The 13,516-nt window shown below is 46.7% G+C and carries 12 protein-coding genes; 5 read left to right on the plus strand and 7 right to left on the minus strand.

What is annotated here, in order from left to right; genetic code table 11:
* Positions 1 to 34: 34 nt before the first annotated feature.
* The gene (locus ACXAGP_RS03110) at positions 35 to 637 is read right to left on the minus strand and encodes a sigma-E factor negative regulatory protein (protein ID WP_475259459.1); all 603 of its coding nucleotides are present in this window, start codon (positions 635 to 637) and stop codon (positions 35 to 37) included.
* Between the two features lie 75 nt (positions 638 to 712).
* Positions 713 to 1,294 carry an RNA polymerase sigma factor RpoE gene (gene rpoE, locus ACXAGP_RS03115; protein WP_475259460.1) on the minus strand — a complete coding sequence of 194 codons (582 nt, stop codon included), beginning with the start codon at positions 1,292 to 1,294 and terminating at the stop codon, positions 713 to 715.
* 565 nt (positions 1,295 to 1,859) lie between these two features.
* Here rpoE and nadB point away from each other — a divergent pair.
* Positions 1,860 to 3,470, plus strand: a complete 1,611-nt coding sequence (nadB, locus tag ACXAGP_RS03120; protein WP_475259461.1) for an L-aspartate oxidase — start codon at positions 1,860 to 1,862, stop codon at positions 3,468 to 3,470.
* Here nadB and ACXAGP_RS03125 read toward each other — a convergent pair.
* From ACXAGP_RS03125 to ACXAGP_RS03135, 3 genes are read right to left on the minus strand one after another with little or no spacing between them, the layout of a single operon-like run.
* The gene (locus ACXAGP_RS03125) at positions 3,465 to 4,331 is read right to left on the minus strand and encodes a MaoC family dehydratase (protein ID WP_475259462.1); all 867 of its coding nucleotides are present in this window, start codon (positions 4,329 to 4,331) and stop codon (positions 3,465 to 3,467) included. The genes nadB and ACXAGP_RS03125 overlap by 6 nt on opposite strands.
* A gap of 1 nt (position 4,332) precedes the next feature.
* Positions 4,333 to 4,761, minus strand: coding sequence for a protein YgfX (locus ACXAGP_RS03130; protein ID WP_475259463.1), 429 nt, complete (start codon positions 4,759 to 4,761; stop codon positions 4,333 to 4,335).
* On the minus strand, positions 4,748 to 5,002 hold the full coding sequence (locus tag ACXAGP_RS03135) for an FAD assembly factor SdhE (RefSeq protein WP_475259465.1): 255 nt from the start codon (positions 5,000 to 5,002) through the stop codon (positions 4,748 to 4,750). Before ACXAGP_RS03135 ends, ACXAGP_RS03130 begins: the two co-directional genes overlap by 14 nt.
* Positions 5,003 to 5,128: 126 nt before the next feature.
* On the opposite strand from ACXAGP_RS03135, the gene ygfZ reads away from it, so the two are divergent.
* The 3 genes from ygfZ (at position 5,129) to ACXAGP_RS03150 (ending at position 10,010) form a co-directional block, all read left to right on the plus strand.
* Positions 5,129 to 6,043: a tRNA-modifying protein YgfZ gene (gene ygfZ / locus ACXAGP_RS03140; protein WP_475259466.1), complete on the plus strand. Its 915-nt coding sequence runs from the start codon at positions 5,129 to 5,131 to the stop codon at positions 6,041 to 6,043.
* Positions 6,044 to 6,065: 22 nt separating this feature from the next.
* Positions 6,066 to 6,551, plus strand: a complete 486-nt coding sequence (locus ACXAGP_RS03145) for an FKBP-type peptidyl-prolyl cis-trans isomerase (protein WP_475259468.1) — start codon at positions 6,066 to 6,068, stop codon at positions 6,549 to 6,551.
* 123 nt (positions 6,552 to 6,674) lie between these two features.
* Positions 6,675 to 10,010, plus strand: coding sequence for an amidohydrolase family protein (locus ACXAGP_RS03150; protein WP_475259469.1), 3,336 nt, complete (start codon positions 6,675 to 6,677; stop codon positions 10,008 to 10,010).
* An 82-nt stretch (positions 10,011 to 10,092) separates the two neighbouring features.
* On the opposite strand, the gene ACXAGP_RS03155 is transcribed toward ACXAGP_RS03150, so the two are convergent.
* Positions 10,093 to 10,716: a class I SAM-dependent methyltransferase gene (locus tag ACXAGP_RS03155; RefSeq protein ID WP_475259471.1), complete on the minus strand. Its 624-nt coding sequence runs from the start codon at positions 10,714 to 10,716 to the stop codon at positions 10,093 to 10,095.
* Positions 10,717 to 10,817: 101 nt separating this feature from the next.
* Here ACXAGP_RS03155 and ACXAGP_RS03160 point away from each other — a divergent pair, with 101 nt between their 5' ends.
* On the plus strand, positions 10,818 to 11,705 hold the full coding sequence (locus tag ACXAGP_RS03160; RefSeq protein WP_475259473.1) for a LysR family transcriptional regulator: 888 nt from the start codon (positions 10,818 to 10,820) through the stop codon (positions 11,703 to 11,705).
* Between the two features lie 59 nt (positions 11,706 to 11,764).
* Here the strand turns inward: ACXAGP_RS03160 and argS are convergent, their stop codons facing one another.
* Positions 11,765 to 13,501 carry an arginine--tRNA ligase gene (gene argS, locus ACXAGP_RS03165; RefSeq protein ID WP_475259474.1) on the minus strand — a complete coding sequence of 579 codons (1,737 nt, stop codon included), beginning with the start codon at positions 13,499 to 13,501 and terminating at the stop codon, positions 11,765 to 11,767.
* Between the last annotated feature and the right edge of the window lie 15 nt (positions 13,502 to 13,516).

The following is a 13,516-nucleotide window of genomic DNA, read 5'->3' on the forward strand; positions in this document are numbered from 1 at the left end:
CCTGATTATAATATTGGCAATATTAACAGCAACGTTATTTTTGCTCTTCACCTTCAGGTGTGGCTTCTGTCTCTTTCTCTACAGCAGCTTTATCATCTGAGGTTTTGAGCATCATTCTCTGTTGATGGTCGGCAAAAAGCGCATTTAATTTGCGACGCTGCTCTGCAACATCCGCCTTCGGCACCGCTCTGTCTTGCGATAAGCTTACTGGTGACATACCACTTTGAATACCCGTAATAGCTTTAACCGGAGCGATATTCAGGTCAGAATCTTGTGTCGTTTGGTTAAACTGTTGATAACCCAATATTACGGCAACCGCGACCGAAGCGGCAATAGCAAATTGACCACCTTGTCTGAATAGTGGCACTACATTGCCCCACAGAGGGATGTTTTGGGTCTTGCGCTCGGTTTTTGGCGCAACAATTGCGGACTCTTTTTCAATCGCTTCTGCAACAGCATCGGCAATGTTCAGATTCAACGAATCTGGCAATTCATTCCGAAGACCATCTTTAATCAGATGGTAGCTCTGCCATCGGGCTGCCAAATCGGCGTCGCTTGCTAACTCATCCAGCAATTTGCTGTCGGTTTGCTCGCCATCCACGAGTGCAGATAAATTTTCAATTTTGGACTGCGTCATATTGCCTCTTCGCTTTTATATTCTTCCGATATCTTGCGCTGTTTCCACCAGCTGCATTATCCTGCCACTGAGCCTTTAATGGGCGTCAAGTAATGGCTGGATTTCCTTATCTATTGCTTCACGAGCTCTGAAAATCCGCGACCGCACTGTCCCAACCGGACACTGCATGACACTGGCGATTTCTTCGTAGCTCATGCCTTCAATTTCTCTCAAGGTAATTGCCATTTTTAAATCTTCTGGCAATTGTTCTACCGTACTAAACAAAATCCGTTTTATTTCATCTGAGAGCATTTCCCGCTCAGGCGTGGAATTCTCTCTTAAAGCATCACTGCCATCGTAAAAGTCTGCTTCCTCTGCGTCAACATCATTTGCAGGTGGTTTGCGACCTTGCGCCACTAAATAGTTCTTGGCGCTATTCACTGCGATGCGATACAACCAGGTATAAAAAGCACTTTCGCCTCTAAAACCAGGTAAGGCTCTGTACGCTTTGATGAAAGCTTCTTGAGCTACATCCGCGACATCACCAGAATTCTTCACATATCGGGAGACTAAATTAATCACTTTGTGTTGATATTTTTGTACCAACAAATTAAAAGCGTTTTTGTCTCCGCGTTGGACTCTTTCAACCAATTGTTGATCTGTCAACTGCTCACTCATTAGAGCCCTGTCTCCTAACTACTCTTTCCGTCACTCGCTGTTGGCTCCAACAAGCACTAAAGTAGACTACGATGAAAATAAAAAGTTCGAAACATTTTTAAAAAATTTGAAAAAACTTGAAAAACTGCCGTATTTTTTCGCTGCAGGCCCCTTAATTTGGGCGTTGAGACCATTTTACAAGGTTTGTCCCCGAGTAACAGAACAACTTTAGCTCAACGCTAGATAAGCTAATTTTTGTTTAATATACCCAAACTACCTCAAGATGCCTGCTTCAGAGCTATCACAGCGCTTTCAGTACAAGGCGCACTTGAGAAGGAATTTCGGCTACCTTTCAAACAAGTGCAACACTGTAATGGAAGCGCTGTAAAGCTCCCGAAGGGCGGGGCCTAAAAGAATTTATGCTGCGTTAAATTGTATCGATGTAAGAACAACCATGCCTTCTACAATTTGCCTTGCCTAAATCCTATTATTCTCCCGCTGAAGTCGAGTATCTTTAGGTAGCTTGGGTATATCTACCTATAGTGTTACTATCCCGTGATTTTTGAAAATAGAGCACTCTGGATAAATGCAATCAGCGAATCAATATAGTTGTGATGTTTTAGTGGTAGGCAGCGGCGCTGCTGGTTTGAGCCTTGCGCTAAAGCTCAGTTCAAAACTACAAGTAATGGTTGTCAGCAAAAGTAAACTATCCGAAGGCTCCACCAAATACGCTCAAGGCGGCGTTGCTGCGGTATTTGATGAGAATGACAGTATCGAGTCTCATATCCAGGATACCATGGTGGCAGGTGGTGGTTTGTGCGATGAAACCACTGTGCGCTACACCGCAGAGCACGCCAGAGAGTGTATGGAATGGCTCATCAGTACCGGCGTCCCTTTTGATCAGGAGGAAGATCCTCAGGGCAATACCCGTTTTCACCTGACACGGGAAGGCGGCCATTCCCATCGACGAATTTTACACGCAGCAGACGCTACTGGAAAAGCCATTCAAAAAACCTTAGGCCAACAGGTCAAAGAGCATCCTAACATTCAGGTGATGGAACGCTTCAATGTAGTTGATCTCATCAAGAGCAAAAACAACAGCCAGCGGGTTGTCGGTGCTTACGTCTGGAACCGCAACGCTGAAACCGTTGAAGTGGTGAAAAGTCGTTTTGTGGTGTTAGCCACGGGTGGCGCCAGTAAAGTGTATCAGTACACCTCTAACCCGGATATTGCCAGCGGTGATGGTATTGCTATGGCATGGCGTGCTGGTTGTCGAGTGGCGAATATGGAATTTAACCAGTTCCACCCCACCTGCTTATATCATCCGGATGCGAAAAACTTTTTGATAACCGAAGCACTGCGTGGCGAGGGAGCCTGGTTGTGTCATGCCGATGGCACGCGCTTTATGCACAAGTTTGATGAACGCCTGGAATTAGCCCCGCGAGATATTGTCGCTCGGGCAATCGACTTTGAAATGAAACGCCTGGGTGCAGATTGCATGTACCTGGACATCAGCCATAAGCCCGCTGAATTTATCATCAAGCACTTCCCCACTATTTATCGCAAATGTCGCTCATTGGGCATTGATATTACTAAACAACCTATCCCGGTTGTGCCAGCCGCACATTACAGTTGTGGTGGGGTAGTGACTGATTTGAATGCCAAAACCGATCTGGACAATGTCTATGCTATTGGTGAAGTTGCCTATACAGGACTGCACGGAGCCAACCGTATGGCCAGCAACTCACTACTGGAATGTGTGGTATTTGCCTGGGCAGCGGCAAAATCTATTATGCAGGCTAACGATACCGACTTTGAAGACGAGCCTGTAACAGCCTGGGATGAGAGCCAGGTATGTGACTCTGATGAAGAAGTTGTAATCCAACACAACTGGCACGAACTGCGCCTGTTTATGTGGGATTACATGGGGATTGTGCGCACCGACAAACGACTTGAACGGGCACTGCGTCGCATTCAGTTGTTACAACAGGAAATTCAGGAGTATTACGCTAATTTCCGGGTGAGCAACAATCAACTTGAACTGCGCAATCTGGTGACCGTGGCTGAACTGATGGTGCACTGTGCCTTGGCCAGAAAAGAAAGCCGCGGTTTACATTACAACCTGGATTGGCCGGAGCAATTGGACTCTCCGAAACCGACGATTCTCATTCCAGGACAGTTGCCCGAGTATTTATAACTCGTATACCCCCCCAAAAGCGTGAAGCTGCCCGTTGTGTGCCAGTTCAAACTCGCGGCTGCCTTGTGCAAACTCAGCTGCCAATAACGACAAGCTTGCCGGCAATAACACTGGTTTTCTAAAGGTGATTTCGGCAGAGCATGGCGAAGCTTCTCTATCTTCAAGTAGCTTGCTTAAGGCGCTCGCTTTGAGGTACATGCCATGGGCAATATGACGACGAAAACCAAATAGTTTCGCCATCAAAGGATAAAGGTGAATAGGATTGTAATCCCCCGATACTCGAGCATAACGTCTGCCAACATCGCTGGCCAAATCCCAGTTTGCTAACTCGCCCAAGTCCATTGCATTAGAGTGCGTATCTTGCGCTTTTTTGGGTGCTTGCAGGCTAAAAGGGCTTTTTATGATGGCCAGGTTTGTCGCTATACCTTGATAAACACTCTCACCCGCTATTTTCGCTTCCAGCTGAATATCAAATAACACGCCTTTGTTATGGGCTTGATAGTTACCCAAAGTACAATCCAACTGATATTGCTCTGCGACAGGTAGCGGTTTAAAAACAGTCACTTGATTCGCTACGTGCACCAGACCAAGGGGGGAAAATGGAAAAGCCGGATCGGATAACAGATTGAGATACACAGGGAAAGCACTCACCTGCAGCCAGGTGGGAGGCAAAAAATCTGTATTTTGCCATGCTACCACCTGATTAAACGCAGCCACTTGTTGAGCATCAGGTATTACATTAAATGCCCCGCGGTGTAACTTGGGCAACTCAGCTGTGGATTGCGTTCGATTACCTTTAAACAAACTCTTTAACAACTGAATGCGCTTAACTCTCACTTCCTGAACGGCCCGCTTTTGCATGTTACGCACGTCCCTGAATAACTTGATTCACTATTCTGCACAAGTGTCGCCAATCTTCCTCTTTAACACTGTCCTTGAATAACATGACGCGTTTCTCGGTATTGAGAACTGACTCGGTCATTATTAACCAATGCCACCAGCCATTGAAGCGGGATTTTTCTGAAATACGCCAGGCGGTGTCTGATAAAGGTTGTAAAAAAGTCACCAGTCCGTCTTCCTGAATCAGCAATACCTGGTTAGGCTGACGGGCAATAACCTTAGGGAAAAAGTAAGCACACAGCGCGATACTAAGCACAAGTTGAACAGTTGTTTGGTAAGGCAACGCAGCTCTGCCCCAACTCCAAACTGAGGCGATAAATACGGCGAATAAGATGCCATATACCCAACGACGAATCGTTGAGTCTCCCACTTCAATTCTAAACTTTGACACGCGTTAAGATGATTTGCACCATTCTCGCCAATTCGGCATCTTCACAAGGTTGATGCCCCATAAACCAAGCGTATAGGTCGGGATCGTCACAGGTCAACAAACGTTCAAACAAAACTTTATCGTCGTAACTCAATTGTTCAAAAGCCTCGTCAACAAAAGGCATAAACAAAACATCAAGCTCTAACATACCGCGTCGACAAGCCCATTTCAGGCGGGATAAACGTTTCTTTTCAAATTCCATATTTGTCTTCTGTGTCTTCAAACTGCCGGGATTCTATCAATTAAAACAGTGAAATGCTTGCATGTTAATACATTACCCCCAATATAAGGGGATCATAAAAAGTCGAGACGGATATTATTGTTAGCTATGCCACATTTGACACCGCTTAGTCATTTTAAAATCCTGAAATTTACGGGTCCTGATGCCGAATCTTATTTGCAAGGACAAATAACTAACGACACCGCCCAATTGCAGCAAGACAATGCACAATTGGCCTGTCAATGTGACGCCAAAGGAAAGGTACTGAGTACCTTCTATTTGCTCCGTCAACAAGAGGCCATTTTATTGATTGGCTTAGCTGAAAGCCTGGCACTCAGTGAAGCAGCATTTAAAAAATTTGCGGTATTTTCCAAACTGGAAATTGAAGATGTCAGCGAGCAACTGCATATCTATGGCTTAGACAAAGACGCGTTTTCGCAGCTGAGTACGGAATTTGCTGACTTGCGGCTACCCGAAAATGCTTTTGCAAAAACTCAAGCCTCAGAAGCCGAATTGTTCAAACTACCGGGTAATACCGAGCGCTTTATTCTGGTTAGCAGCAAGTCTCTCGAAAATGCAGAAATCAGTGAAGATATCGAAGCCTGGCAATGTGCTGATATTCAGGCCGGTATTGCCCATTTGGCTGCACAGGCTTCTGCTGAGTACATTCCGCAAATGCTCAATCTGCAGGCATTAAACGCCATTAGTTTTACCAAGGGCTGCTATATGGGACAGGAAACCGTCGCCAGAGCGAAGTACCTTGGCAAGAACAAACGAGCGGGTTTTATCTTGTCCGGGAAACTGGCTATGCCAGCTGAAATTGACGATAGTATCGAAATGCAGCTAGGTGAAAATTGGCGCCGCGCCGGGACAATTGCTAGTATAGTGAACAACGGGCAAATGGGCGAGACTTGGATTTTCGCTGTTTTACCGAATGATTTAGAGGCTGATGCCGTACTGAGACTAAAATCAATGCCCGATTCACGACTGAACATTCACCCACTACCCTATTCAATTGAATAGCTCCAATCCCAACAGGACAGTAATGAATATAGAAAACAACCACGTAGTCACCATGCACTACCTTGTATCCACCAATGATGGAACTGAATTAGACAGCTCATTTGATGGCGAGCCATTAGTATTTATTCACGGCATGGGCTTTTTGATCCCGGGCCTGGAAGCCGCCATTTTGGGCAAGACCGCTGGCGATAAATTTGAAGTGGATGTAGTTGCAGCAGAAGCTTACGGTGAGCGTCACGACCAGCTAGTACAAGTTGTACCGAAAAGCATGTTTGAAGGTATGGAAGTAGCGCCAGGACTGCAATTTCGCGCCACCACAGATCACGGTGAACAATCAGTAATCGTCATCGACGTGACTGATGAAGGTGTGGTCATTGATGGTAACCACCCTCTGGCCGGCCAGGACTTGTCCTTCTCGGTAGAGATCGTGGCAGTGCGTGAAGCTACAGCAGAAGAGCTAGAGCACGGTCACGTGCACGGTGAAGGTGGTTGCGGCCATCAACACTAATGCACATTTGATAGTGTAAAAAATAGAAAGCCGCATTGCACCAAATGCGGCTTTTTGCGTATTAACGCTGCAATCGACTTTAAACCGCAACCTGTATTACAGAACAAAAACCGGAACAACAAAATGCAAATAAAAAACAAGAACCGGCTCCTGAAAACCTTGCCCTTGCTGATGGGTATGGCACTCGCTCCAATGACATCATTGGCTGAAGAGAAAACGGAAGGCACTGAGACAGAAACAACTAAAGAGTGGGATGTACTCAATCCCCCTTTTGAACTCAAACAAGCCGCCATCAATACCAAAGAAGTCACCTGGTCGAGCCTGGATGTTACCCCTGACGGAAAGCGCTTCGTGTTTGACATGCTGGGCGACCTGTATATTGCTGATATCAATGGCGGCCAGGCCAGCAGTCTGACTCAGGACTTCGCCTGGAACATCCAACCTAGCGTGTCTCCGGATGGCAAAAAAATCGCTTTCATCTCTGACCGCGGTGGTATCTCCAATTTATGGGTGATGAACATCGATGGTACTGAGCTGAAAAAAATCAGCAATGAAGATGCCAATATACTGCACTCTCCTGCCTGGAGTCCGGATGGACAATACATTGCGGTAATGAAAGGCATTATGTCGTCCCGCAGTATTCCAGCCGGAGAAATCTGGTTGTACCACCATTCAGGTGGAAAAGGACTGCAAGTGGTCAAACGCCCACACGGCAATAAAGAGCAAAACAATATCTCCGATCCGGCGTTTTCACCGGATGGCAAATATCTGTATTACACCCAGAGTACCTCTGGCGGCCATGGCTTTTCTTACAACCGCGATCCGCTGAAAGGCATATTTGCCATTAACCGTTACGACATGGAAAAAGGTGAAACCGAAACCTACATTTCTGGTACTGGCGGTGCTGTAGTGCCCGAGCCTTCACCTGGTGGTAAATATGTGGCCTTTATCCGCCGAGTGAAAAACAAAACCGGCTTGTTTATCAAAAACACCAGAGACGGCAGTGAAACCCCGTTGTTCCTGGGTCTTGAGCGAGATATGCAAGAAGGCTTTGGCTCCGAAGGTTATTTCGCCTATTACGACTGGCTACCTGACGGTGAGCATCTTATGTTCTGGACTGCAGGCAAATTCCACAAGCTGAACATCATCGACAAATCATTAGAAACTCTTGATGTAACGGTAGATGCGACCCTTCAATATGCCGATAGTATCCGCTTTGACGTGGATGTCGCCCCGGATGAGTTTAATACCAAGATGCATCGCTGGTCGCAAAAATCCCCTGATGGCAAATCTATTTTGTTTCAGGCGCTGGGGAAACTGTACGTCAAAGATGTGGCTTCCGGTAAAGTGAAAAGGCTGACCGAGCAAAACCAACACGACGAGTATTATCCCCGCTATTCACACGATGGCAAAACTATTGTGTACACCACCTGGCACGATCTGGAGCTAGGCTCAGTCAGAACGGTTCCTGCTAATGGTGGCCGCAGCAAGGTGGTTACTCAGTATCCAGGACATTACGTGGAGCCCAGCTTCAGTACTGACGATAAACTCATTACTTATCGCAAATTCACCGGGGGTTACCTGCTTTCACCACAATGGTCTGTTGAGCCCGGTATCTATGTTCACAACCTTGCTGATGGCAGCAGTAAACGGGTGAGCAAATCAGGCAGCAATCCCCATTTTGCCGGTGAAAACAAACGGGTTTACTTTACCCAATCGGTAGGCGGTACTGACTATCCTGAGCGCCAACTGGTGAGCGTTAATCTGGATGGTGAAGATAAAAAAGAACACCTGTACGGCGGTGATAACATTCTGGAATACCGTTTATCACCGGATAAAAAATGGGTGGCATTTACCCAGCAATACAAGCCTTATGTAGCGGCCTTTGCTGATATTGGTAAACGCCTGAGCATCAATGCCGGAAGCAGCGACATTCCCGTTCAGCAAATATCTAAAGAAGCGGGTGAATATCTGTCCTGGACGGGTAAAAGCAGCGCAGTTGGTTGGTTCCACGGCCCTTGGTATTACGAGCGTAGTTTAGATAGCTCTTTTGCTTTCTTAAGCGAAACCGAGCTTACCGGCGAAGAAAAGGCAACTAAAACCAACTTGTCCATGACACAAAAAGCCTACAAACCAGAAGGTCATGTGGCATTGGTGGGCGGTACAGTCGTTACCATGCGCAATGCTGACAATCAAAAAGAAGTGCTGGAAAACGCCACGGTGTTGATTAAGGACAATCGCATAGTTGCCGTTGGTGCTGCTGATGAAGTGATCATCCCGAGAAATACCCTGCAGCTCAACGCCAAAGGCAAAACGGTGATCCCCGGACTTATCGACGCCCATGCTCACGGCAGCCAGGGTAGTGAAGAAATTATCCCTCAGCAAAACTGGGAAATGTACTCGCTACTGGCATTTGGTGTTACCACCATTCACGATCCGTCAAACGATACCACAGAGATATTCTCTGCTTCGGAATTACAGCGTGCCGGAAAAATAGTTGCGCCTCGAATCTACTCCACCGGAACGATTCTCTACGGTGCAGAGGCATTGGGATACAAGGCTATCGTAAACAATTACGAAGATGCCCTGTTCCACTTACAGCGCTTAAAAGACGTGGGTGCCATCTCGGTGAAAAGCTACAACCAACCCGCTCGTTCACAACGGCAACAAATCCTGGCAGCGGCACACGAGCTAGGCATGATGGTGGTGCCTGAAGGCGGTGGTAAGTTCCAGCAAAACATCAGTATGATGGTAGATGGTCACACTGGTCTTGAACACTCCTTGCCCATTGCAAGGGGATACGGGGATCTCACTCAATTGTGGAGCGCCACTAAATTTGGCTATACCCCCACATTTGTGGTGTCTTATGGCGGTATGATGGGTGAAGAGTACTTCTATGACCGCACTGAAGTTTGGAAAAATCCGCGCTTGCTGCGCTACACACCAAGCTTCCTATTAGATGAACGTTCTATCAGACGTCCCACCGCGCCAGACAATCAATACAATCACGTCACTATCGCAGAATATGCCAAAGAGCTACGTGACAATGGCGTTGGCGTGCACATTGGTGCCCACGGACAACGGGAAGGCTTAGCCGCTCACTGGGAAATGTGGATCATGAACCAAGGTGGATTTAGTGCCTGGGAAGCACTGCGTGGTGCCACCATTGACGGTGCAAAACACCTGGGTATGGATAAACAGATTGGTAGTATCGAAACTGGCAAGCTTGCCGATTTAGTGGTGATTGAAGGCGACGTATTAAACGATATCAGCCTCAGTGAAATGGTGCAGTACACCATTATCAATGGCCGGGTATTTGATGCCGCTACCATGTCTGAGTTTGGCAAAAAAGGCAAACGCAATAAGTTCTTCTTTGAAGACGACAACCAAGCCTTTATGCCGGAAGAGACCAAAGCGGCCATCGAAGCGAAACAACAAAAGCATCATTGGGTACATTAACCGCCACTAATAATAATGCCGTAATTGAAAAACCAGCCTTTGTGGCTGGTTTTTTGTTTTTAATCATCAAAGCGATATCGACTTATTTCTTCTTAGCAATAATAAAGCTGGTGTGTGGGCTTTTTTCTGGTGACCACTGTTCTACCAAGGTAAAACCGGATTGCTGCAGCCAATTGTTTAGCTCTTTCTTGCCATAAAAAGTCAAGCCAGGCATAAAGCCCAAGAACTTGCCAATTGGCAGCACTAACTTCAGTAATTTCAGCGGTCCTTCAAGGCATACATTACTGGCAATCAAATAACCGCCGGGTTGCAGTGTATTATAAATATCCTGAATCACTTTTTTCGGTTCTGCCAGTAAGTGCAAAAGGCTGTGGGCCAATACCGCGTCTACACCTTGATGTTTACGCAGTGCATCTGCAACATCTTGCACTTTAAACGTCAGGTTATTGCATTCTGATTGCACCAGTTTCTCGTCCGCGATATCAATCATTTTATCGGATATATCAGTGCCCACATAAGCGGCCACTTTGGGAGCATGAATGAGTGCGGTACTACCAGTACCGCACCCCAACTCCAGTACCTTCATCTGTTTGTTAAAAACCTGCTGTGTGAGTTGCAATTTCTTTTGATAAACTCCCTCATCAGGTACACTTTTCGCCGCATACTTTATTGCGACGTTGTTCCAAAACCGTTTGGTGTCCTGCAAAATACTGCTCCTGTAATCGATAAACTTTTCATTTTTGTATATTAACAGGCGAATTTTCTGGCTAAAATAGCCAAAATCAATAGTTTGATATACATTTTTGTATGGATTGGCGAGATATAAACTTCGACTGGAACAAAGCACGTGCGTTTTATGTGACCGTGCAAACGGGCTCCCTTTCTGCGGCATCGCAAGCGTTAGCGTTGTCGCAACCGACACTCAGCCGTCAGGTGAAAGCTCTCGAAGATGAACTCAAAGTGGTTTTATTTGAGCGTGTTGGCAAAGGCTTGAAACTCACCCCTTCGGGAATGGCACTTTACGAGCAGGTCAAACCCATGGCACAAGCGGCAGCGAATTTATCTTTGTCCGCCGCCGGTAACGGTCAAGAACTTGAAGGAACCGTGCGCATCAGCGCCACAGAAATGACAGCCTTGTTCACCCTGCCCGTTGTCATTGCTGAATTCAAAAACCTGTACCCAAACATTACAATTGATACCATCGTTAGCAATGATTCTTCCGATTTGAAACGCCGGGAAGCCGACATTGCCATCCGGGCCTATCGCCCCGAACAGCCGGATTTAATCATTCGTAAACTCAAAGACATGTCTTTGAATCTGTTCGCCTCCAATCAATATATCAAAGCCCACCAGCCCCTTTTTGATGAAGACAAATTGAATGAAGCTGATTTTGTCGGCTTCGCTGATGACCAGGAATACATCAGTATTTTAAAGCAATACTTCGACCTCGAACTCAGTCCGGCCAACTTTTCCACTTATACCACCAATCACATGCTCAACTGGCAGTTGGTGAAGCAACACATGGGGATCAGTGGCATGCTCAGTGAAGTGGGAAATCATGATCCGGATGTTTCCCCGATTTTCCCTGAAGATAAGGCCATTAACATCGAGATGTACCTGGTGTCTCATCGCGAATTGCGTATGAATCGCAGGATAAAGATTGTATTTGACTTTCTGGTGCAGAAATTCGGATAGCAGTAAAAACGGACGAGTCAGAGGTTTAACTCTGACTCTTTACATAGAAGAAAAGGTGCTTACATCTTATCGAGGGTTTGAATGCCCAATAAATCCAGGCCTGTAGCGATAGTTTTAGCCGTAGCCGCAGCCAGCATCAAACGACTCATTTTAAGCTCTTCAGCCACATCGTCTTTCAACATTGGGCAAGCTTCATAGAAGGACATAAATAAGCTGGCCAATTCGTACAGGTAAGTACAAAGCACATGAGGCGTTGCTTCAGACACCATTTGATCCAGTGCTTCTACAAACTGCCCTAATTTAATGCCCAGCGCCATCTCCTGCTCAGCTTGCAGCGCTACAGGAGCGTCGATGGTATTCAAATCGATGCCCGCCTTGCGGAAGATACTGACGATACGCGTATAAGCATACTGTAAATAAGGAGCCGTATTCCCCTCAAAGCTGAGCATGGTATCCCAGTTGAAAATGTAATCGGTAGTACGGTTTTTGCTTAAATCAGCGTATTTAACCGCGCCAATGCCTATCTTGGCGGCAATCTCTTGGCACTCTTGCTCGCTTAAACCAGAGTCTCTTTCTGCCACCAGCTTTTCAGCCCGTTCAATGGCTTCATCCAGTAAATCGGCTAGTTTGATAGTGCCACCGGTACGAGTTTTAAACGGCTTGCCATCCTGACCTAACATCATGCCAAAAGGACAATGCTCGTAGCTGGTTTCCGGGCGACTAAAGCCCGCTTTACGGCCAACGATTTCAGTTTGTTTAAAGTGCAGCGCCTGGCGAGCATCGGTGAAGATAAGAATGCGATCCGCTCCCAACTCGAAGGAACGATAACGCATTGCGGCCAAATCGGTAGTGGAATACAAATAGCCACCTCCGGATTTTTGCACGATGTAAACCGCTGGATTGCCCTCTTTGTCGGCAAGCTCTTCGATAAATACGACAACCGCGCCTTGATCATCCACAGCCAAACCTTGCGCTTTCATTTTACTGATCACATCGGCCAATTGGTCGTTGTAGGCACTTTCACCCATCACATCTTCACGGGTTAGCGTAACACCGAGTTTTTGATATACCTCTTCGCTGTGGGCGATAGAGATATCGATAAACTGGTGCCACAAAGTCATGCACTGTTCGTCGCCGCTTTGCAGTTTAACTACTTGAGCACGTGCGCGATCAGCAAAGCCTTCTTCCTCATCAAAACGCACTTTGGCCTCGCGATAGAAGTCTTCCAGGTCGGACAATGCCGTTTCTGCCACTTGATTGTCTTGTAGCTTATCGCTGAAGTGAGCCAGCAACATGCCGAATTGCGTACCCCAATCACCCATGTGGTTTTGACGCACAACATCGTGTCCTAAAAACTCCAGCGCGCGTACTACGGCATCACCAATAATGGTGGAGCGCAGATGACCTACGTGCATCTCTTTGGCCAGGTTGGGCGATGAGTAATCCACCACTACTTTCTGCGACTGAGGCTGAGTTACCGCCAGCTTTGGCTCTGCATTGATGCTAGTCACGCGAGAAGAAATAAAATCTGCAGACAGGTGAATATTGATAAATCCCGGTCCGGCTATTTCCAGCTTTTCAGCCATATCTGCCAGGTCAACTGCATCCACAATAGCTTGAGCAATATCACGAGGTTTTTGTTTCAGGCTTTTGGCTAATGCCATGGCACCGTTAAACTGGTAATGACCAAACCCGGCACGCGTGCTTTGGGTCAGCGGTGCAGGTGCATCTTCTGGCGCACCAATCGCGGCCAATGCCGCTTTAAAACGAACTAAAAGTTGTTGTTGAATATTCATCTTGGCACTCAATTC

It is taken from the genome of Planctobacterium sp. AWM4_229, from assembly GCF_056160305.1.